General features: G+C 61.0%; 19 protein-coding genes. 15 read left to right on the top strand and 4 right to left on the bottom strand.

Features of this window, described 5'->3' with window-relative positions:
* Positions 1 to 5 precede the first annotated feature (5 nt).
* The 13 genes from EYC95_RS21980 (at position 6) to EYC95_RS21925 (ending at position 11034) form a co-directional block, all read left to right on the top strand.
* Entirely contained in the window at positions 6 to 1421 is a 1416-nt protein-coding gene (locus EYC95_RS21980) for a cobyrinate a,c-diamide synthase (RefSeq protein WP_131062199.1), read from the top strand.
* A complete protein-coding gene (bluB, locus tag EYC95_RS21975; RefSeq protein ID WP_131062198.1) occupies positions 1418 to 2068 on the top strand; it encodes a 5,6-dimethylbenzimidazole synthase in 651 nt (216 codons plus the stop codon). The genes EYC95_RS21980 and bluB overlap by 4 nt, the downstream gene beginning before the upstream one ends.
* Positions 2065 to 2973 (top strand): adenosylcobinamide-phosphate synthase CbiB, encoded by a 909-nt coding sequence (cbiB, locus tag EYC95_RS21970; protein ID WP_131062197.1) that lies wholly within the window; start codon positions 2065 to 2067, stop codon positions 2971 to 2973. The genes bluB and cbiB overlap by 4 nt, the downstream gene beginning before the upstream one ends.
* On the top strand, positions 2966 to 3958 hold the full coding sequence (cobD, locus tag EYC95_RS21965; RefSeq protein ID WP_131062196.1) for a threonine-phosphate decarboxylase CobD: 993 nt from the start codon (positions 2966 to 2968) through the stop codon (positions 3956 to 3958). The genes cbiB and cobD overlap by 8 nt, the downstream gene beginning before the upstream one ends.
* Positions 3955 to 5406, top strand: coding sequence for a cobyric acid synthase (locus EYC95_RS21960; protein WP_131062195.1), 1452 nt, complete (start codon positions 3955 to 3957; stop codon positions 5404 to 5406). Before cobD ends, EYC95_RS21960 begins: the two co-directional genes overlap by 4 nt.
* A gap of 154 nt (positions 5407 to 5560) precedes the next feature.
* Positions 5561 to 6082, top strand: coding sequence for a bifunctional adenosylcobinamide kinase/adenosylcobinamide-phosphate guanylyltransferase (gene cobU, locus EYC95_RS21955; RefSeq protein ID WP_131062194.1), 522 nt, complete (start codon positions 5561 to 5563; stop codon positions 6080 to 6082).
* On the top strand, positions 6079 to 7134 hold the full coding sequence (gene cobT / locus EYC95_RS21950; protein ID WP_131062193.1) for a nicotinate-nucleotide--dimethylbenzimidazole phosphoribosyltransferase: 1056 nt from the start codon (positions 6079 to 6081) through the stop codon (positions 7132 to 7134). Before cobU ends, cobT begins: the two co-directional genes overlap by 4 nt.
* Complete coding sequence (gene cobC / locus EYC95_RS21945) at positions 7131 to 7706, top strand: alpha-ribazole phosphatase family protein (protein ID WP_131062192.1); 576 nt, start codon at positions 7131 to 7133, stop codon at positions 7704 to 7706. Before cobT ends, cobC begins: the two co-directional genes overlap by 4 nt.
* A gap of 2 nt (positions 7707 to 7708) precedes the next feature.
* Complete coding sequence (locus EYC95_RS21940) at positions 7709 to 8440, top strand: adenosylcobinamide-GDP ribazoletransferase (RefSeq protein ID WP_131062191.1); 732 nt, start codon at positions 7709 to 7711, stop codon at positions 8438 to 8440.
* Positions 8441 to 8642: 202 nt separating this feature from the next.
* On the top strand, positions 8643 to 9047 hold the full coding sequence (locus EYC95_RS21935) for a MarR family winged helix-turn-helix transcriptional regulator (RefSeq protein WP_131062190.1): 405 nt from the start codon (positions 8643 to 8645) through the stop codon (positions 9045 to 9047).
* Positions 9048 to 9099: 52 nt separating this feature from the next.
* Entirely contained in the window at positions 9100 to 10308 is a 1209-nt protein-coding gene (locus EYC95_RS21930) for an MFS transporter (protein ID WP_131062189.1), read from the top strand.
* Positions 10305 to 10427 (top strand): hypothetical protein, encoded by a 123-nt coding sequence (locus EYC95_RS30715; protein WP_255142658.1) that lies wholly within the window; start codon positions 10305 to 10307, stop codon positions 10425 to 10427. Before EYC95_RS21930 ends, EYC95_RS30715 begins: the two co-directional genes overlap by 4 nt.
* A 55-nt stretch (positions 10428 to 10482) precedes the next feature.
* Entirely contained in the window at positions 10483 to 11034 is a 552-nt protein-coding gene (locus EYC95_RS21925; RefSeq protein WP_131062188.1) for a glutathione peroxidase, read from the top strand.
* An 89-nt stretch (positions 11035 to 11123) separates the two neighbouring features.
* On the opposite strand, the gene EYC95_RS21920 is transcribed toward EYC95_RS21925, so the two are convergent.
* From EYC95_RS21920 to EYC95_RS21910, 3 genes are all read right to left on the bottom strand, one after another.
* Positions 11124 to 12395: an OmpP1/FadL family transporter gene (locus tag EYC95_RS21920; protein WP_131062187.1), complete on the bottom strand. Its 1272-nt coding sequence runs from the start codon at positions 12393 to 12395 to the stop codon at positions 11124 to 11126.
* A gap of 146 nt (positions 12396 to 12541) precedes the next feature.
* A complete protein-coding gene (locus EYC95_RS21915; RefSeq protein WP_131062186.1) occupies positions 12542 to 13024 on the bottom strand; it encodes a hypothetical protein in 483 nt (160 codons plus the stop codon).
* A gap of 277 nt (positions 13025 to 13301) precedes the next feature.
* Entirely contained in the window at positions 13302 to 13526 is a 225-nt protein-coding gene (locus tag EYC95_RS21910) for a hypothetical protein (RefSeq protein ID WP_008031832.1), read from the bottom strand.
* Between the two features lie 940 nt (positions 13527 to 14466).
* Between EYC95_RS21910 and EYC95_RS21900 the strand changes: the two genes are divergently transcribed.
* Together EYC95_RS21900 and rmuC are read left to right on the top strand one after the other, a co-directional pair.
* Positions 14467 to 14790, top strand: a complete 324-nt coding sequence (locus EYC95_RS21900; protein WP_131062185.1) for a sel1 repeat family protein — start codon at positions 14467 to 14469, stop codon at positions 14788 to 14790.
* A 175-nt stretch (positions 14791 to 14965) separates the two neighbouring features.
* Complete coding sequence (gene rmuC / locus EYC95_RS21895; protein WP_165557492.1) at positions 14966 to 16330, top strand: DNA recombination protein RmuC; 1365 nt, start codon at positions 14966 to 14968, stop codon at positions 16328 to 16330.
* A gap of 163 nt (positions 16331 to 16493) precedes the next feature.
* On the opposite strand, the gene EYC95_RS21890 is transcribed toward rmuC, so the two are convergent.
* Entirely contained in the window at positions 16494 to 19964 is a 3471-nt protein-coding gene (locus EYC95_RS21890; RefSeq protein WP_131062183.1) for a hybrid sensor histidine kinase/response regulator, read from the bottom strand.
* Between the last annotated feature and the right edge of the window lie 208 nt (positions 19965 to 20172).

The raw sequence follows: 20172 nt of genomic DNA, 5'->3' as shown, positions 1-20172 counted from the left end.
ATTTTATGAAAAGCATCCGTCATTGCCCGGCGGTGTTGATCGCTGCGCCGGCCTCCGGTCAGGGCAAGACCACCGTCACTTCCGCGCTGGCCCGTTTGCATCGCAATCAGGGGCGCAAGGTTCGCGTGTTCAAGTGCGGCCCGGACTTTCTCGACCCGATGATTCTCGAGCGCGCCAGCGGTGCGCCGGTGTATCAACTGGACATGTGGATGGTCGGCGAGCAGGAAAGTCGCCGACTGTTGTGGGAAGCCGCCGGTGAAGCCGACCTGATCCTGATCGAAGGCGTTATGGGATTGTTCGACGGCACGCCGTCCAGCGCGGACTTGGCGCGGCACTTCGGTGTGCCGGTGCTCGGTGTGATCGACGGAACGGCGATGGCGCAGACTTTTGGTGCGCTGGCGTTGGGGTTGGCGAAGTATCAGCCGGATTTGCCGTTTGCCGGCGTGTTGGCTAACCGTGTGGGCACGTTGCGCCACGCACAATTGCTCGAAGGCAGCCTGACTGAGGGCTTGCGCTGGTACGGCGCGTTGTCGCGCGAGACCGGAATCGAATTGCCGAGTCGTCATCTCGGTCTGGTCCAGGCCAGCGAGTTGAACGATCTCGACCTGCGCCTCGATGCGGCGGCTGAATCATTGGCCAGCAGTTGCGATGTAGCGCTGCCGCCGCCCGTGGAATTCGCGGCGCCTGAAATAATCGTCGCCGAGCCTTTGCTGGTCGGCGTGCGAATCGCCGTGGCCCGTGATGAAGCGTTCGCCTTCACCTACGGCGCGAGCCTGGATTTGCTGCGGGCCATGGGCGCCGAATTATTGTTTTTCTCGCCGATCCGCGATGCTGATTTGCCGGAGGCTGACAGTCTTTATCTGCCGGGCGGTTATCCGGAGCTGCACCATGTGGTGCTGTCACAGAACGCCTCGATGCTGGATGCGATCCGCGCCCATCATGCCGCCGGCAAACCGTTGTTGGCCGAGTGTGGCGGGATGTTGTACCTGCTTGATTCGTTGACCGACGTCGAAGGCACTCGCGCTGAATTGGTCGGTTTGCTGGCCGGTGATGCGGTGATGCAAAAGCGTCTGGCGGCGCTGGCGTTGCAAGCGGTTGAGTTGCCGGAAGGTTCGTTGCGCGGGCATACGTATCACCACTCGCTGACCAGCACCGAGCTTGAGCCGATTGCTCGTGGCTTGAGCCCGAACGGCGGGCGAGGGGCGGAGGCGGTTTATCGTGAGGGGCGGATGACCGCCTCTTATGTGCATTTTTATTTTCCGTCCAATCCTTCCGCTGTAGCTGCATTGTTTGCGCCTGACCGTGAGGCCGCCATCGCGAGCAAGTCGAATCGTCGCACCGCCGCTCCCACAGTTGAAAATGTGTTGCCTGAAGAAATGCGGTCCACTGTGGGAGCGGGCTTGCTCGCGAAGAGGCCATGACTGACAACGCATTCAGCCAAGCCGAACGCGAAGCGGTTTATCGGACAATTGCCGAACGCCGCGACATGCGCCACTTCAGCGGCGGCACGGTCGAGCCCGAGTTGCTACGGCGCCTGCTCGAAGCCGCCCATCAGGCCCCCAGCGTCGGCTTGATGCAGCCCTGGCGTTTCATCCGCATCAGCGACCGCACACTGCGCAGCAAGATCCAGCAACTGGTGGAAGAAGAACGCATTCGCACCGCCGAAGCCCTCGGCGAGCGCACCGACGAATTCATGAAACTTAAAGTCGAAGGCATCAACGACTGCGCCGAGGTGCTGGTCGCCGCGTTGATGGACGATCGCCAGCGCCACATCTTCGGGCGTCGCACCTTGCCGGAAATGGACACGGCCTCGTTGTCCTGCGCTATCCAGAACCTCTGGCTGGCCTCTCGCGCCGAAGGTCTGGGCATGGGGTGGGTGTCGCTGTTCGAGCCGCAAGCGCTGGCGGATCTGCTGGGTTTGCCGCCCGGGGCCAAGCCATTGGCGGTTCTTTGCCTCGGCCCGGTCAAGGAATTCTATCCGGCGCCGATGCTGGTACTCGAAGGGTGGGCGCAGGCGCGTCCGCTCAGTGAGTTGCTGTATGAAAATTATTGGGGAGTGAGTCAATGAGTGTGGCGTTATTGAGTGTCGCCGCGGTGGCGCTGGACGCGCTGCTGGGTGAACCCAGACGCTGGCATCCGCTGGTGGCGTTCGGCCGTTTTGCCGACCGCATCGAGCAACGTTTCAATGGTGAGGGGCGTGGCTGGCGCAGCCATGGTGTCACCGCTTGGGTGATTGCAGTATTGCCGCTGACGTTACTGGCCACGGCGTTTTCCTGGGCGCCCTATGTCGGCTGGATAGTCGAGATTCTTGCGCTCTATTGCGCCCTCGGCATGCGCAGCCTTGGTGAACACGTCGAGCCGGTGGCCAAGGCCCTGCGCAGTGGTGATCTGGACGAGGCGCGCACACGTGTCGGCTATCTGGTCAGCCGTCAGACCAGCGAGCTGGATAAAACCGAAGTCGCCCGCGCCGCCACTGAATCTGTATTGGAGAACGGCAGCGACGCGGTGTTTGCCGCGTTGTTCTGGTTTGCCGTGGCCGGCGCGCCCGGCGTGGTGCTCTATCGCTTGAGTAACACCCTTGATGCGATGTGGGGTTATCGCAACGAACGCTTCGAACGATTCGGCTGGGCCGCGGCGAAGATCGACGATGTCCTCAACTACATTCCTGCGCGCCTGGTGGCGTTGACCTACGCGTTGCTGGGCAAAACCCGACTGGCGTTGAAATGCTGGCGCACCCAGGGCCCGACCTGGGACAGCCCGAACGCTGGCCCTGTGATGGCGGCCGGTGCCGGTGCACTCGGCGTCGAGTTAGGCGGGGCAGCGATTTATCACGGTGAACTGCATCAGCGCCCGCAACTGGGCGAAGGTGTGCCAGCGGATGCCGACTCCATCGACCGTGGCTGGCAATTGGTCCAGCGCGGGGTATGGTTATGGCTGCTGATTCTCTGCGTGGGAGCTGAATTCTATGCTTGAGCACGGTGGCCGGTTGCGCAAGGCGGCGCTCGAATACGGCATTGCCGAAGCCGATTGGCTGGACCTGTCCAGCGGCCTCGCGCCGTGGCCATTCCCGATCCCGGACATTCCGCTGCGGGCCTGGGCGCGCTTGCCGGAAACCGATGACGGCCTGGAGCAGGCAGCTTGCGACTATTACGGCGCCGCCCAGGTGCTGCCGGTCGCCGGTTCGCAAATGGCCATCCAGTTGCTGCCGCGTTTGCGTCGAGCCGGCAAGGTCGGCGTGCTGTCGCCGTGCTACGCCGAACACGCGCAAGCGTGGCGGCTCAATGGCTACATCGTGCGCGAAGTGCTGGAGCAGGAAGTCGACTTCTATATCGACAGCCTCGACGTACTGGTGGTGGTCAATCCGAACAACCCGACGGGCCTGAGCCTGAGCCCGAGTCGTCTGCTCGACTGGCATGCCCGGCTGGCCTCGCGCGGCGGCTGGCTGGTGGTGGACGAGGCGTTCATGGACAACACGCCGCATCTGAGCGTGGCGCCGTTTGCCCATCAGGTCGGCTTGATCGTGCTGCGCTCCTTCGGCAAGTTTTTTGGCCTGGCCGGTGTGCGGCTGGGCTTTGTGCTGGCTGAGCGCAAGCTGCTCAAATTGCTCGCCGAGCAGGTGGGGCCTTGGGCGGTCAGTGGGCCGACACGGGTGTTGGGCCAAGCCTGTTTGCTTGACACCGAAGGCCACGCCAGGCAGCGGGTGCGCAGCGAAGCGGCCAGCGAACGCCTGGCGCTTTTGCTCGGGCAGTATGGTTTGCAGCCGCAGGGTGGCTGCGCGTTGTTTCAATGGCTGATCACCGAGCGTGCCGAAGCGCTTCACGAGTTCATGGCACAACGTGGCATCTTGCTGCGGTTGTTCGCCCACAACAGCAGCGTGCGTTTCGGCTTGCCTGCGGATGAGGCGGACTGGCTGCGTCTAGAACAAGCACTTCAGGCCTTCGCTAAGGAATTCCAATGACCACGTTAATGGTGCAGGGCACCACGTCCGACGCCGGTAAAAGCACGCTGGTGACGGCGTTGTGTCGCTGGGTCACGCGTCATGGCGTGCGTGTCGTGCCGTTCAAGCCGCAGAACATGGCGCTCAACAGTGCCGTGACCGCCGACGGTGGCGAGATCGGCCGCGCCCAGGCCGTGCAGGCCCAGGCCGCCAACCTTGAGCCGCACACCGACATGAATCCGGTGCTGCTCAAACCCAACAGCGATACCGGCGCCCAAGTGATCATTCATGGTCGCGCGGTCACGACGATGAATGCGGTTGCCTATCACGACTACAAAGCCATCGCCATGCAGGCGGTGCTGGCCTCCCATGAACGATTGAGCGCGGGCTATCCGGTGGTGATGGTCGAAGGCGCGGGCTCGCCGGCCGAGATCAATCTGCGTGCCGGCGACATCGCCAACATGGGCTTTGCCGAAGCGGTGGATTGCCCGGTGGTGCTGATCGCCGACATCAACCGCGGCGGGGTGTTCGCGCATTTGGTGGGTACATTGGAACTGCTGTCGCCCACCGAGCAGGCACGGGTCAAAGGCTTCGTCATCAACCGTTTTCGCGGCGACATCGCCTTGCTGCAACCGGGGCTGGACTGGCTGGAAGCGCGCACCGGCAAACCGGTGATCGGTGTTCTGCCGTATGTGATGGATCTGCACCTGGAAGCCGAGGACGGCATCGATCAGCGCCAGACCGACAAGGCTGAGCGCGTGCTGAAAGTGGTGGTGCCAGTACTGCCGCGCATCAGCAACCACACCGATTTCGATCCGCTGCGCCTGCATCCGCAAGTGGACCTGCAATTCATTGGCCCCGGTCAGGCGATCCCGCCGGCGGATCTGATCATTCTCCCCGGCTCAAAGAGCGTGCGCAGCGACCTCGCGTATTTGCGCGCCAATGGTTGGGACACGGCCATCAGCCGTCATCTGCGCTACGGCGGCAAAGTGCTGGGGATCTGCGGCGGTCTGCAAATGCTCGGTGAGCAGGTGCATGACCCGCTGGGCCTCGAAGGCGCGCCGGGTTCCAGTGCCGGCCTGGGCTTGCTGGCGTTCGAAACCCGGCTCGAAGAAGAGAAGCAATTGCGCAATGTGCGCGGCCATCTGGCGCTGGAAAATGCTGAAGTCAGCGGCTACGAAATTCATGCCGGCGTGACCACCGGGCCGGCGCTGGAAAACCCTGCCGTGCAGCTGGACGATGGTCGCTGCGAGGGTGCGCAAAGTGCTGACGGGCAGATTTTCGGCACCTACCTGCATGGCCTGTTTGAATCCCCGGCAGCGTGCAGTGCGCTGCTGCGCTGGGCGGGTTTGCAGGATGTGCAAGAAGTGGACTACCACGGGTTGCGCGAGCGCGATATCGAGCGGCTGGCGGATCTGGTGGAGAAGCATTTGGATACCCGATTGCTGCGTGAACTCTGCGGGATTTGAGGTGGATGAGAGGACGCCTTCGCGGGCAAGTCGGATCGCCGCACCGCTCGCTCCTACAAAAGCACTGCTGCCACCTGTAGGAGCGAGCGGTGCGGCGATCCGACTTGCCCGCGAAGAGGCCAGTAGTTACACCGAACATTTATAGGATGTAACCATGCTGCAACTGATCATCGGCGGCGCCCGCTCCGGCAAAAGTCGCCTCGCTGAAAAACTCGCGACAGACAGCCAGCTTCAGGTCACCTACATCGCCACCAGCCAACCGCTGGACGGTGAAATGAACGAGCGGGTTGCCCATCACCGCGCCCGTCGTCCAGCCGAATGGGCGTTGATCGAGGAACCGGTCGAACTCGCCCGCGTTTTGCGCGAAAGCGCCCGCGCCGACCGTTGCCTGCTGGTGGATTGCCTGACCCTGTGGATGACCAATCTGCTGATGCTCGACGACAACGAACGCCTCAACGCAGAACGCGAAGCCCTGCTGGACTGCCTGGCTTCTTTGCCGGGTGAAATCATTTTCGTCAGCAACGAGACCGGAATGGGTGTCGTGCCGCTGGGCGAATTGACTCGCCGCTATGTCGATGAAGCCGGTTGGCTGCATCAAGCCCTGGCCGAGCGCTGCCAACGTGTCGTCCTGACCGTCGCCGGTCTGCCCCTGACTTTGAAAGGAACCGCGTTATGACTCAATCCTGGTGGCTGAACCCATGCAAGCCGATCGACGCTCAAGCCGTCGAACAGGCGCAGGCACGTCAACAGCAACTGACCAAACCCGCCGGTTCTCTCGGCCAACTTGAATCGGTGGCCGTGCAATTGGCGGGGCTGCAGGGGCAGGTCAAACCGAGTCTTGAGCAACTGTGGATTGCCATTTTTGCCGGTGACCATGGCGTTGTGGCTGAGGGCGTGTCGGCATTTCCTCAGGAAGTCACCGGGCAGATGCTGCATAACTTTGTCAGCGGTGGCGCGGCAATCAGCGTGTTGGCGCGCCAGCTCGGCGCTTCCCTGGAAGTGGTGGATCTCGGCACGGTGACGCCATCGTTGAGCCTGCCAGGCGTGCGTCACCTCAACATTGGTGCGGGTACCGCCAATTTCGTCGAAGGTCCGGCCATGACTCAGGCCCAGGGCGAACTCGCCTTGCAGGCCGGTCGCGACAGCGTGCAGCGTGCGGTCGCCGCCGGTGCGCAGTTGTTTATCGGCGGCGAGATGGGCATCGGCAACACCACCGCGGCCAGCGCGCTGGCCTGTGCCTTGCTCGATTGCCCGGTGGTGCATCTGGCCGGGCCGGGCACCGGTTTGAACGCGGCGGGGGTCAGCCATAAAGCCCAGGTCATCGAACGTGCCTTGGCATTGCACGGCGCTCAGCGCGGTGATGCGTTGCAGACGCTGTTCAACCTCGGCGGTTTTGAGATTGCGGCGTTGGTCGGTGCGTATCTGGCGTGCGCCCAGGAAGGCGTTGCAGTGTTGGTGGATGGCTTTATTTGCAGCGTCGCCGCGTTGGTGGCGGTGCGCTTGAACCCTGAATGCCGTGAGTGGTTGTTATTCGGCCATCGCGGTGCCGAGCCGGGCCATCGTCATGTGCTGGAAACCCTCAATGCCGAGCCACTGCTGGACCTCGGCCTGCGTCTGGGCGAGGGCAGTGGCGCCGCGTTGGCTGTGCCGTTGCTGCGTCTGGCCTGCGATCTTCACGGGCAGATGGCAACCTTTGCCGAAGCAGCGGTGGCGGATCGTCCAGCATGACGTTGCGTCTGGATCTTCTGCGCCACGGTGAAACCGAACTCGGTGGCGGTTTGCGCGGCAGCCTCGACGATGCGCTGACCGCCAAGGGCTGGGAGCAGATGCGCGCGGCGGTGGTCGAGCAAGGGCCGTGGGATCGGTTGATCAGTTCACCGTTGCAACGTTGTGCGCGGTTTGCGCATGAGCTCGGTGCGCAGCTGGGGCTGCCAGTGCACCTCGACAAAGATCTGCAAGAACTGCACTTCGGTGCCTGGGAAGGGCAGAGCGCGGCGGCATTGATGGAGACTGACGCCGAGGGGTTGGGTCTGTTCTGGGCCGATCCTTATTCCTTTACGCCGCCTGAGGGTGAGCCGGTCGAGGAATTTTCGACGCGGGTGCTGGCGGCGGTGGAGCGCTTGCACGCAGCGTATGCGGGCGAACGGATCTTGCTGATCAGCCATGGTGGCGTCATGCGCTTGTTGCTGGCGCAGGCGCGGGGTTTGCCGCGAGAGCAGTTGCTGAATGTCGAGGTCGGCCATGGCTCGCTGTTTTCGTTGAGCGTCGAGTCAGGCGTCATTCTCAAGGAAGCGATCTGACCATGTTGCCCTTTTGGATCGCCCTGCAATTTCTCAGCAGTTTGCCGATTCGCCTGCCCGGCATGCCCGCTCCTCAGGAACTGGGTCGGTCGCTGCTGTTTTATCCGCTGGTCGGACTGCTGTTCGGCGCACTTTTATGGGCGCTGAACTGGCTGTTGCTTGGCACGCCTCTGTTGCTTCACGCCGCGTTGTTGCTGACTGTTTGGGTATTGCTCAGCGGCGCGTTGCACCTGGACGGTCTGGCCGATAGCGCCGATGCCTGGCTCGGTGGCTTTGGCGACCGTGAGCGCACGCTGACCATCATGAAAGACCCGCGCAGTGGGCCGATTGCGGTGGTGACGCTGGTGCTGGTGTTGCTGCTCAAATTCGCCGCGTTGCTGGCGTTGATCGAGCAGCAGCACAGCGTTGTGCTGATCATCGTTCCGCTGATTGGTCGCAGTGCGATGCTGGGATTGTTCCTGACCACACCGTATGTGCGTGCCGGCGGGTTGGGGCAGGCGTTGGCCGATCATCTGCCGCGCTCTGTGGGTAAACAGGTGCTGGCGGTCAGTGCGTTGGCTTGTGTTTTGATCGCTGGAGTCAGCGGTGTCTGGGCGCTTTTGCTGGCGGGGGTGATGTTCGTTTGGTTGAGGCAGGTGATGCTGCGGCGATTGGGCGGGACGACGGGCGATACGGCTGGGGCGATGCTGGAGTTGATGGAGATGGCGGTGCTGGTAGGATTGGCGTTGGTCTGATGGTTTGTGGGCTGGATGTGCCGGCCTCATCGCGAGCGGGCTCGCTCCCACATTGATGGCGTCGTACATAAATTCAACGTCCACTGAAGATCCACTGTGGGAGCGAGCCTGCTCGCGATAGCGGTCTGCCAGACATTTCTATATCGCTGATTAAACCCTTCTGTAACTTGATTTAACACACTCGCGGGTATATACACGCACCATGCTCGACTCTCAATGTTTATGCATCAACCTGCGTCGCGCCGCCCGTGGCGTCAGCAGGCATTACGACGGCGCTCTCGACGGCTTCGGGATCAACGTTGCCCAGTATTCTTTGCTGTGCAATCTGCAGCGCCTGAATGAACCGAGTATTTCCACCCTGGCCGAAGCCATGGGCCTGGACCGCAGCACCCTGGGGCGCAATCTTCGGGTGCTGGAAGGTGAGGGCCTGGTCACGCTGGTCGAGGGCGAGGACATGCGTAATCGCATCGTCCGGCTGACCGAGGCGGGCGCCGATCGCCTGGCCGCGGCCTTGCCTGCGTGGGAAGCGGCGCAGCAGCGGTTGGTCGATCGTTTGGGCGCCGAGAAGCGCGAAACCTTGTTGCGATTGCTGGACGAACTGGCGTGATGCCGGTTTTTCCGATCTTAAGCGGGTATATACCCGCTACCGGAGAATAAGAATGACATCGATGTGGCGTACGTGCGGTTGGGTGTTGGTGGGGAGTGCGCTGATCCTGGCATTGTCTTTGGGCGTGCGCCACGGCTTCGGCTTGTTTCTGGCACCCATGAGTGCCGAGTTCGGTTGGGGCCGTGAGACGTTTGCGTTTGCCATTGCCTTGCAGAACCTGATCTGGGGCCTGGCGCAGCCCTTCACCGGCGCGCTGGCTGATCGCTTCGGCGCGGCGAAAGTGGTGTTGGTCGGTGGTGTTCTGTATGCATTGGGGCTGGTATTCATGGGACTGTCCGACTCGGCCGTGACCTTGTCCCTGAGTGCGGGCCTGTTGATCGGCATCGGTCTGTCGGGCACTTCGTTCTCGGTGATCCTCGGCGTGGTCGGCCGTGCCGTGCCGCCGGAGAAACGCAGCATGGGCATGGGCATCGCCAGCGCCGCCGGTTCTTTCGGTCAGTTCGCGATGTTGCCCGGTACGCTGGGGTTGATCGGCTGGCTTGGCTGGTCTGCGGCACTGCTGGTGCTGGGCCTGCTGGTGGCGCTGATTATCCCGCTGGTGAGCATGCTCAAGGACAAACCGCTGCCAGTCCTCGGCCATGAACAAACCCTCTCCGAAGCGCTGCACGAAGCCTGCTCCCACTCGGGTTTCTGGTTGTTGGCGTTCGGCTTTTTTGTCTGCGGTTTCCAGGTGGTGTTCATCGGCGTGCATTTGCCGGCGTACCTGGTGGACGAGCACCTTCCGGCCACGGTGGGCACCACGGTGCTGGCGCTAATCGGGTTGTTCAATATCTTCGGCACGTACACCGCAGGATGGCTCGGCGGTCGCATGTCCAAACCGCGCTTGCTCACTGGTTTATACCTGCTGCGGGCGGTGGTGATTACGTTGTTCCTGTGGGCACCGGTCACCACGACCACCGCGTACCTGTTTGGCATGGCGATGGGCTTCCTGTGGCTGTCGACTGTGCCGTTGACCAACGGCACGGTGGCGACCTTGTTCGGTGTGCGAAATCTGTCCATGCTCGGTGGGATTGTTTTCCTCTTTCACCAGCTCGGTTCGTTCCTCGGTGGCTGGTTGGGTGGGGTGGTGTATGACCGAACCGGGAGCTATGACTTGATCTGGCAAGTGGCGATTCTCTTGAGCCTGTTGGCCGCAGCCCTGAACTGGCCGGTGCGTGAGCAGCCGGTAGCGCGCCTGCAAACCCGGTTGAGCGCGATATGAACCGTCTCTGGCCGCGGATTGCAGTAGTCGCTGTCGGCGCCTTGCTGCTGGCGTTGGCCTGGTGGGGCTGGCATCAGGGCGGGTTGGCGCTGATGCAGTTGGGTATGGGTGCTTGCTAGAAACAGGCGTGGGCGAGTAACTTCGTTTGTGACCATTGATCAAGGAAGCACCGACATGTTGATGCGCTGGATTGCAGTCCCCGCGTTGCTGGTGGCGTTTACCGGATTGGCACAAGCGGCCGAGTGCCCGGAGCTGTTGCAGGGCTCGTTGCCCAGGTTGCGCGCCAAGGAATCCATCGACCTGTGCCAACGGTTTGAGGGTAAACCGCTGGTGGTGGTCAATACCGCAAGCTTCTGTGGTTTTGCCCCGCAGTTCAAAAGCCTTGAGGCGCTGAATCAGCGTTACAAGGACCAGGGGCTGGAGGTGATCGGTGTTCCGTCCAATGACTTCAAGCAAGAGTCCAAGGACGGCGCTGAGACCGCCAAGGTCTGCTACGTGAACTACGGCGTGACGTTTACCATGACTGAGCCGCAGAAAGTCCGCGGTGATGACGCGACTCACTTGTTCAAGGTCCTCGCCAAACAGACCAGCGCGCCGAAGTGGAATTTTTACAAATACGTGGTCGATCGCAAGGGCAAGGTGATTGCCAATTTCTCCAGCCTGACCAAGCCCGATGATCCCGAGTTCATTGCAGCGGTGGAAAAAGCCCTGGCTTCCCAGCCCTGATTTGCGCCCACTAAAAAGCCCCGCCTCTGTACAAGAGAGCAGGGCTTTTTAGATTCAGTCGGCGAGCGTTTCAGGCTCGCCGTGAATCATCAGAAGCGGTAGGTCGCGCCAACACCGAAACCGTTCGCCGAGTTTTCATACTTGGCGTCGTAGCTCTGGCCACGGTTGTTGCTGTTGCTGACCTTGACTGACTCTTCACGCAGGTACGAGTACGCCACGTCGATGGTCAGGTCGTCGGTCGGGCTCCAGCCGGCGCCCAGGCTGAAAATCTTGCGATCGCCAGTCGGGATGCGTGGGGAGCGATCGACGTTATTGGTCGGCGCCTGGTCGACGGACAGGCCGGTACGCAGTACCCATTGCTTGTTCAACTGGTAGGACGCGCCGATGGCGTGAGCCCAGGTGTCGTGCCAGTTCTGTTCTTCGGTGATGGTACCGAACTGGCCGTTCAGGATGGCAGGAACACCCTTGTTATCGACGGTGATTTCTTTCAGGCGGCTCCAGCGAGTCCAGGTGCTGCCTGCGTACAGAGTCCACTGGTCGTCCAGCTGATGAGTGACCGAGAAGTCCACCGATTCTGGGGTGGTCAGGTCCAGCGAGGCGTCGTACTTCTGGCTTGGATTCTGACCGACCAGGCCAAGCACGTTGTAGTTGACCTTGGTGTCACCCTCGAGCTTGTACTTCACTTTCGAGTGGTAGGTCAGGCCGACGCGAGTGCTGTCGGTGGCTTGAACCAGCACACCGATGTTGTAGCCCAGTGCGGTGTCGTCACCCTTGATTTTGACCTTGCCGTCCGGCGCGGCCTGGGTGATCGAGAGGTTCGATTCCAGGGTGCCGTCAATACGGTTGATGGTCGGACCGAAACCGATGGACACCTTGTCGTTGAAGGCGTAGCTGACTGTCGGTTGCAGGGTGACGATTTTAACTTCGCTCTTGCTGCCGAAGTAACGGCCGGCAAAGTTGTTCTCGTAATCGGTCACCAGGCCGAACGGCGCGTACATGCCGATACCGAATGCCCAGTGGTCGTCGATTGGCTTGACGTAGTAACCCATCGGCACGGCGATGAACGGAACCATGTCGCCGTCGTTGCTGCCGCTGTTCGGGCTGGAGCTGGCGTGGCTGATGTCAGTGTGTGCGTCGAGAAATGCAGCACCACCGGTGACTTGTTCGCGCTTGAGGCGGGACATGCCGGCAGGGTTGCCAAAAATAGTGCTTGCGTCATCGGCAGAGGAAGATCGCCCGGCAAAACCTGTACCCATCCCGCTGATGCTCTGTTCGTTGATGGCAAAGCCACTTGCGAAAATCTGGGTGGATGCCAAGGTAACAGCGAGGCTGAGTGTGGTTTTGAGCATTACTTTTTTCATTATTAGAACTCCTGGTGATCACCGGGGCGAAAATTACCAACATTTTCGTCCCAGCGCTATAGGCTGTATGGCTTGAGTTAGAGCGGTTTTGTAGGACAATCCGACCGAATTCGCGACCCGTTACAGGATCTTTGGAAACCGGTGGGTCAGCAGGCGACCTGATTCATTGGTGAAACACAGGTTTTCCAGGCGTAGGTAAAGTCGCGCAGGCGTCCTTGAGGCTGAAAAGTCTGGCGCCAGATTCGGGCCATACCCAACAAGTCATCCGCGGCGGGGAGTGGGGTGTTCTGTTCTTCTACCAGCAGCCAGGCGATGGCAGTGGCGTAACGCAGGTTGACGGTCAATTCCAGGTGCGGCCCACTGAGAAAGGCATGCTGACTGGCGAGGCCGCGCACGAGGCTCGCGCGCTCCGGGTCCAATGCCAGGTAGTGATCCCAGAGAGCCTGATGGCGGGGTTCGGCGATTCGGTACAGGCCGTGTCCACGGCGGTCATGCAGGGCGGAGCCGAGGGCTGACTGGCTGGCGGCGATGCCCAGTAACAGGGCTTCGGCAGTCGCGCTATGGCGTCCGAGGTAAATCAATGTCGGACGGATCACATAACGGCACAGTTCGCTGGCAGCGATACCCATAAAGCCCTCGAAACATGAAGTGGGCGGCGATACCTGAAGGGAGCGTTGGCAGCGGGTGAATCGAATCAGGCTCGCCGGAAGCGGATCAATCCGCTTGAGTTGAAGTGTAGTGTCATATTCGCGCTGTAAAGGACTGTTTTTAAAATATTTCCGGCTTCGAGTTATAACCGTTATACCGGTTAGTGCTTAGCCGCATGTTGCGCAATGAGAAATATCGGGCAATAAAAAGCCCCGCTTTTTGAGCAGGGCTTTTGAGGTTTTCAGTCGTTCTGGCGTATCAGGCAACCAGTGCCTGACGGGTACGCTCGATCACTGCCTGCAGCGGTTCTGCGCTGGAGTATTGATCGGGGTACAGGCGTTCGCTGTGACGAGCGATGCCGTGTTCGTTGACCAGAGTAAAGCTGAAGCAGCCTTTGCGAGCGGCCATGATCAGGCAATTCATTGGTGCAAAAGCGTTGGTTAGGGTGCGAATGGCATCTTGGGTGTGGATTTGAGTAGTCATTAAATGGGTGTTCCTACAAGCGACACGGATAAGAACCGTGCAAAATTAAAACGTTCCAGTGACGACGACCACCATTGGTCGAACGAAGAACCCGACTGGAACAAAGCAGCCAGTTTGAAGCGCTGATAATTGGCGCGCTTGGGCTGGCAGGTAGGTACTTAGGAGGGCAGGCAACACATCAAGGGCAAAGGTTCTGGGCCCGGGGTGAAGATCCTGATCAATTTGCAGGCTGGTTCGGTCAGAGTAAGTGAGCTTCGCAACACCCTTTGCTTTCGATTCAAAGGCTGTGTTGGCGCAAGGTTTACCTGGAAACCATCGAGGTGGTCGATCCCGCTTGTTCGGTGGAGGCTTCCTATGGGAAGGCTGACCGGGAGGATTTGTTCGACCAGAATTGACTTTCAGCTTGGTACTAACGCCGCGGATACTAACGGATCGAGTGGGTGAAGGGAAGCGCGAAAGCAAAATAATTTCAGACCTGAGCAATCTTGCTCCGCAATGGGACGATTTCCGACCACTGGTCGTCGGTCCGGCACAAGCCTGGGGCAAGGGTTTGCCAAGGTTATCCCCAGAAACGCACTCCAAAGCGCTCCGAAAAAGCGCATCGATATAACTGCCACGACGGTACTTGTGCACATAAGTTGCGCAGACCGTAACCGGACTGTCATCTGCGCCCCGACCACAGTGGGTGCCTGTATTGAAAATTTAAGTCAATGAAAAACATCGCTTTTTTTTACTGGTGAAAAAATCGTCAGTTTGACTGCGAGCCCCATTCCACAGGGCTTTGCGTAAGTTCAAGGACGGTTGTCCACTGAGTTATCCACAGCTTCTGTGGATTGTCCCGAGCGCTTGCTCTAGGACGGGCGTGCCGGGTTTTTTAGGCTTTACCTGTAAGAAAAAAAGAGTAGAGTGGCGCGCCTTCCGATCTGCCCCTCAGTGCTTTATGAAGTTTCGCTCCGTATCAGTTTCTGCCACCTCCACACCCCCCAGTGTTACCCCTCCCAAGCGCTTTTCGATGCGCGTGGCGGAGTGGTTGCTGGACAGCCCGCGCCTGAGTGAAAACACCAACGTTAAACACTTCGCCGGGCGCTTGCTCAAGCAGCCTGCTCGTGAAGGTGTGGTGGCCGCGCAAAGTCGTCTCGGCCAGCTGATGTGCCGCGAATGCGGCAATGCCCGGGATCGCCGCATTGGCCAGGACCTGTTGCGTCAGGCCGCGCGAGCGGGCGATCGGCGCGCCCTGCAGGAACTGGGCTTAGTCGAAGACTGAGCTGTCCAAGTTCTGACGCCTTGGTTAACCTTCAAGCTTTATCTCATCGGCAGGAGTCGCTATGGCTATGGACTTGACCAGCATTTTGCTGGGTCTGGCGGGCGCTGCACTGCCATTGCTGGTACTGGCCTGGCAAATCCAGCGCCGTGCGAGCGCGGGACAAGCCGAGGTGGCCATGCTGGAAGAGCGTCTGGCCATGTCGCAACTGGCGCAGGACGGCTTGAACGCCCAGCTCGAAACCTGCCGCGATGAAATCGGTGATCTGGGCCAGGCCAACGCCGCCAAGCAGGCAGACATGGCGGCCATGCGCCGTGAAATTGAACTGCTGCAGATCGAGCGCGACGACGCCCGCGACGCGTCTCACGCCTGGAACATCGAACGCGCCGGAAAAGAAGTCGAGCTGCGGCGCCTCGACGCCCAGGCGGCCTCGCTCAACGCCGAACTGCGCGAGCAGCAGGACAGCCATCAGCAACGCCTCAACGACCTGCAAGGCTCACGAGACGAGCTGCGAGCACAGTTCGCCGAACTGGCGGGCAAGATCTTTGACGAGCGTGAGCAGCGTTTCGCCGAAACCAGCCAGCAGCGTCTGGGCCAGTTGCTCGATCCTTTGAAGGAACGCATTCAGTCTTTCGAAAAACGCGTCGAGGAAAGCTATCAGGCCGAAGCCCGCGAACGGTTTTCCCTGGCCAAAGAGTTGGAGCGTTTGCAGCAGCTGAACCTGCGCTTGAGCGACGAAGCCACTAACCTCACTCGAGCGTTGAAAGGGCAGAAAACCCAAGGCAACTGGGGCGAGCTGATTCTTGAGCGCGTGCTTGAACACGCCGGGCTGGAGAAGGGCCGCGAATACCAGACCCAAGTCACCCTCAAGGGCCCGGACGGTGAGCGTTTCCAGCCGGACGTGATCATTTATCTACCGGGTGACAAGCAGGTGGTGGTCGACTCCAAAGTCAGTCTCACAGCCTATCAGCAATACGTAGCGGCCGAGGACGATGCCATCGGCCAGATCGCCATCAAGCAGCACGTGCTGTCGCTGCGCAATCACGTCAAAGGCCTGTCGGGCAAGGATTACAAACGACTCGACGGCTTGCACAGCCTGGATTTCGTCTTGCTCTTCGTGCCGATCGAAGCGGCTTTTTCCGCGGCGTTGCAGGCTGAACCGACACTGTTTCAAGAGGCGTTCGACCGCAACATCGTCATCGTCAGCCCGACCACGCTGCTGGCGACCCTGCGAGTCATCGACAGCTTGTGGAAGCAAGAGCGCCAAAGCCAGAACGCCCGGGAAATCGCCGAGCGCGCCGGATGGCTGTACGACAAGTTCGTGTTGTTCATCCAGGATCTGGACGAAGTCGGCAATCGCTTGCAGCAACTGGACAAGGCCTACAGCTCAGCGCGCAACAAGCTGACAGGAGGGCGCGGCAACCTCGTCAGCCGCAGTGAACAGTTGAAGTTGCTGGGTGCCCGAGCCAGCAAGAGCTTGCCGGCTGATCTGCTGGAGCGGGCGATGACCGATGTCGATGGGTTGGCTGAGTTGCCTGAATAGGTCAAAAGCCAAAAGCTTCGTCGGGACGCCGCCCGGAGCAAGCCCGCTCCCACAGGGTTTTTGTGTTGTTCACTCGATGTGTGCAACCACTCCGACCCACTGTGGGAGCGAGCGTGCTCGCGATATAGGTAGTCCAGACACTACCGTGTTAAAACCTGCCGCATCACAACGGCAAATGCCGACTCAACAACGCCCGCAACGCCGCCGGTTTCACCGGTTTGGCCAGGTACTCCAGGCCCGCCGCATGCACTTGGGCCACGGTCTCCGGCCGGCCATCGGCACTGATCACCACCCCGGGCACCGGCTCCCCAAGCTGGGTGCGCAGCCACGCCATCAACTCGGTCCCGGTCTCGCCATGGTCCAGGTGGTAATCCACCAGCGCCAACTGCGGACGTACACCGTCGTTCAACAGCGCCGCACATTCATCGCGGTTGCGCGCGGTCCAGACCTGGCAACCCCAGCGTGTCAGCAGGCTGTTCATGCCGATCAGGATGCTGTCTTCGTTATCGATACACAGCACCTGCGCGCCGCTCAACACATGGCCATTGAGCTCGCTGACCTTGGCCGGCGCGACAGTCTGTGCCCGCGCCAGCGGCACGCTGACACTGAACACGCTACCGCGCCCCGGCCAGGACCGAACGCGCAAGGTGTGACCCAGCACGCGACACAGCCCATCCGCAATCGCCAGCCCCAGGCCCAGGCCTTTCTCGGCGCGCGTCTGGTGGCTGTCGAGGCGTTTGAATTCCTCGAAAATCACCTGCTGTTTATCTTCAGGAATCCCCGGTCCTCGGTCCCAGACCTCCAGGCACAACTCGCCCTTGCGCCGCCGGACGCCGAGCAGCACGGGCCCATTGGCGTAGCGGAAGGCGTTGGTCAGGAAATTCTGCAAGATCCGGCGCAGCAATTTGATGTCACTGTCGACCCGCAACGTGCTGCCCCGAACTCGGAATTTCAGCCCCTGCTCCTGAGCCAGTGCCTTGAATTCGGCACCGAGCGCGTTGAACAGCTCGTTAAGCACAAAGGGTTTGGGGTCCGGGTTGATCTTGCCGTTTTCCAGGCGGGAAATGTCCAGCAGGTCGCTGATCAGGTCCTCGGCCGAGCGCAGTGAACTGTCCAGATGATGCACCAGTTTCTGCGCCTCGCTGGACAGGCCATCGTCTTGATGGGAGAGGGCAGCGGAGAACAGGCGTGCGGCATTCAGTGGTTGCATCAAGTCATGGCTGACCGCCGCCAGAAAGCGGGTTTTCGACTGGTTGGCCGATTCGGCGGTGCCCTTGGCTTCGGTCAGGGCAACGTTGAGTTGTGACAGTTCGTGGGTCCGTGCGGTGACCCGCTGCTCCAGGCCTTCGTTGGCTTCGGTCAGCGCCTGCTCGGCCTCGCGGAACGCGGTGATGTCAGTGAAACTCATGACGAAACCGCCGCCGGGCATCGGGTTGCCGATCAGCTCAATCACACGTCCGTTGGGGAAAAGTCTTTCAGAGGTATGGGCGCGCCCCTGACGCATCCAGTGCAAGCGGCGGGCGACGTGCACTTCGGCTTCGCCGGGGCCGCACAGACCGCGCTCGGCGTTGTAGCGAATGATGTCGGCAATCGGTCGGCCAAGCCTGATCAGCCCATCCGGGTAATTGAACAGCTCCAGATAGCGCCGGTTCCAGGCCACCAGTTTCAGCGACTGGTCGACCACGCTGATGCCCTGGGTGATGTTTTCGATAGCGCCTTGCAACAGGGCGCGGTTGAACTGCAGCACTTCCGAGGCTTCGTCGGCGATCCGGACTACATCCTCCAGCTGCATTTCCCGACCTTCGATGGCGGCTTTTACCACCGCGCGCGTCGACGAAGCGCCGAGTACACCGGCCAGCAAGCGTTCGGTATGGGCGATCCATTCACCGTCGGCGTTCTGGTTCGGGTTGAAGCCTTTGCCCTGGCGGTAGGCAAATCGGATGAAGCTCTGCCGCGCCCGTTCTTCACCGACGAAGCGGGCGGCCAGTTGCAGCAAATCGTCGATCTGCACCGCCAGCATCGAGCGGGCGCTGGGGCGAGCACTGATTTCCTGACCGATGAAACGACCCGCCTGCCAGTGCTCGGAAACCCTCGTGCGTGACAGCACCGACACCCAGGCGAACAGCGTGAAGTTGGCCGCCAGCGACAACACCACGCCTTGTGTCAGCGGGGTAAGCGGCAGATTCAGCGGGTTGCTGTGAAGCCACGCCAACCCTGGAAAACTGCTCAGGGACAACCCGAGGCTGTGGGCCGCGATCGGCAGAATCAGGGTGTAGAACCAGAGGAATGTGCCGGCGGCGAGGCCCGCGAATACGCCCCGGCGGTTGGCCTGTTTCCAGTACAGCGCGCCGAGCATGGCCGGGGCCAGTTGGGTCACGGCGGCGAAGGCGATCTGGCCAATGGTTGCCAGGCTCGCGGTGGAGCCGAGCAGGCGATAACTGACGTAAGCCAGCAACAGAATCACCACGATGCTGACCCGGCGCACCGACAGCATCCATTGGCGGAACACTTCGAACGGCCGCTCAGCGTTGTTTCGGCGCAGCAACCACGGCAGCAACATGTCGTTGGAGACCATGGTCGACAGCGCGACGCTGGCGACGATCACCATGCCGGTCGCCGCCGAAGCACCGCCGATAAAGGCCAGCATTGCCAGGGCCGGGTGGGCTTGGGCCAGGGGCAGGCTGATGACGAAAGAGTCCGGCAGCACTGAACTGGGCAGCAGCATCTGACCGGCGAGGGCGATCGGTACTACAAACAACGCCGCCAACGCCAGGTAAGCAGGGAACACCCATTTCGCCAGGCGCAGATCCTGAGGGTCGATATTTTCCACCACCGTCACGTGGAACTGCCGGGGCAGGCAAATGATCGCCATCATCGCCACGCCGGTCTGCACCACCATCGACGGCCAGTTGATGGTTTCCTTCCAGTACTCCTCCAGGCGCGGGGCGAGCATGGCCTGGTCGAACAGGTCTTCGAATCCGTCGTACAAGCCGTAGGTCACGAACGCGCCGACCGCGAGAAACGCGAACAGCTTGACCAGCGATTCGAAGGCAATCGCCAGCACCATGCCGCGGTGGTGTTCCGTGGCGTCTAGGTTGCGGGTACCGAAAACAATGGTGAACAGCGCCAACACCAGCGACACGATCAGCGCCGTGTCCTGAGCGCGGGTGCCCATGGCGTCGGCACCGGCGCCGATCAGCAGGTTCACCCCGAGGACGATGCCCTTGAGTTGCAGCGCGATGTAGGGCAACACGCCCACCAGGCAGATCAGCGCCACCACCACCGCCAGCGACTGGGATTTGCCGTAGCGGGCGGCGATGAAGTCGGCGATGGAGGTGATGTTCTCCTGTTTGCTGATCATCACCATTTTTTGCAGGACCCACGGCGCGCAGATCAGCAGCAGGATCGGCCCGAGGTAGATCGGCAGGAAAGACCAGAGTTGTTCGGCGGCCTGGCCGACTGCGCCAAAGAAGGTCCAGCTGGTGCAATAGACCGCCAGCGACAGGCTGTACACCCACGCGCGCACTCGCGGCGGCAACGGCGTGCTGCGGCGGTCGCCGTAAAAGGCGATGGCGAACATGATGGCCATATAGGCCAGGGCGACGGCGGCGATCAGCCCGCTGGACAACGGCATGGGAACTCCCGACAAAAGACACCCGGGACTCCCGCCCGGTCAGACAGTCTCGCACGATGGCAGGGGTTAGTCAGTGTCGACCAAGGTCGTGGCGTGGTGGGGTGTCGCAGGGTGTTTGTCAGTGGGATTTATGGCGTCCAGGCCGGCCTCTTCGCGGGCAAGCCTCGCTCCTACAGGTTTTGTGTTGTTCACCGATTATGTGTACGAC

This window comes from Pseudomonas sp. BGI-2 (genome assembly GCF_004310295.1).
Classification (GTDB): domain Bacteria; phylum Pseudomonadota; class Gammaproteobacteria; order Pseudomonadales; family Pseudomonadaceae; genus Aquipseudomonas.
This window is presented reverse-complemented; position numbering and strand designations above follow the sequence as displayed.